Origin of the sequence: Pantoea sp. VS1, from assembly GCF_002207995.1 — a bacterium.
In the GTDB taxonomy this organism is placed as follows: domain Bacteria; phylum Pseudomonadota; class Gammaproteobacteria; order Enterobacterales; family Enterobacteriaceae; genus Pantoea; species Pantoea dispersa.
Genome location: NZ_NHZE01000130.1, coordinates 1 through 884 on the forward strand (window position 1 = coordinate 1; position 884 = coordinate 884).

At 58.1% G+C, this 884-nt stretch carries 2 protein-coding genes; both read left to right on the forward strand.

The genetic code is table 11. From position 1 onward, the window contains the following. Positions 1-40: 40 nt before the first annotated feature. A complete protein-coding gene (locus tag CBW22_RS24865) occupies positions 41-151 on the forward strand; it encodes a hypothetical protein (protein ID WP_254919568.1) in 111 nt (36 codons plus the stop codon). Positions 152-620: 469 nt separating this feature from the next. Continuing rightward, positions 621-884, forward strand: a 264-nt coding sequence (locus CBW22_RS24870; RefSeq protein ID WP_254919567.1) for a phospholipase D-like domain-containing protein, incomplete at its 3' end; no start/stop codon positions are given.

The window sequence follows — 884 nt, forward strand, 5'->3', positions numbered from 1 at the left end:
GAACGGCGCGTGCCGGCGCTGGCTCGCGGTGCCGGCAAAGGTGTACCAGGCCTTCTGCGCGGCCGCGGACGGCGACGCATTTTTCAGGAGCAGCATCGAGGGGCGCTATATTTCCCTCCGGGGCAGCCTCAGCCTGCGGCGCGGCGTCTGACGCCATCATCTGCGCATAAGCATCATAGTCTTCCGCGGCCTGCTGCCGCCAGCGACGCACCGGTGCCAGGCGTTCAGCGCGCGCCCGGTAGCCGCAGCGCCGCTCGCGGGCCGCCCGGATCAGGGTCTCCTGCACCCACGTCCAGAACGCGCGCCCCGTGTGCGGTGTCACAGGGTAGCCCGCTTTTTTCATGATTTTCCGGGCGACGTTTTCGCTCCAGCTGCGGATGAGCGAAAAGGCGCCGTGAATATCGCCGCGTGAAGTCATGATATTTAATTCGTGAAATGTATTCATATTATCTGCTCCCTGACACGTAACTGTTATCGTCAGATTACGGAATATCTTCTGCTTTGATTTTATATTTTTAATAGATTCATATTAACATGTTTATATTAATAACTGTCAGGTGGTAAAATCTGTTAACATTATTTTATAGCGGTAAAGGATAATGAAAAGACAGGCTTTAATCATGACGGCATTACTGACCCTTCCCGTTATTCACGGCGCGGAGGCCTCCGTAACGGCCGGCTTTTCGCCCGGGGGCTCGGCGCTGGATCTGATACTGCAGTTCACCGACAGCGCGCGTCAGAGCGCCGACGTGGCGGCCTATGACTTCACCAGCCGGCCGGTGGCACAGGCGCTGTCAGCGGCCGTTGCGCGGGGCGTTAAGGTCCGGCTGGTCGCCGATGAAAAGAAAAGCCGGGACCGCTGGTCTCTTGTCAGCCAGCTCGCG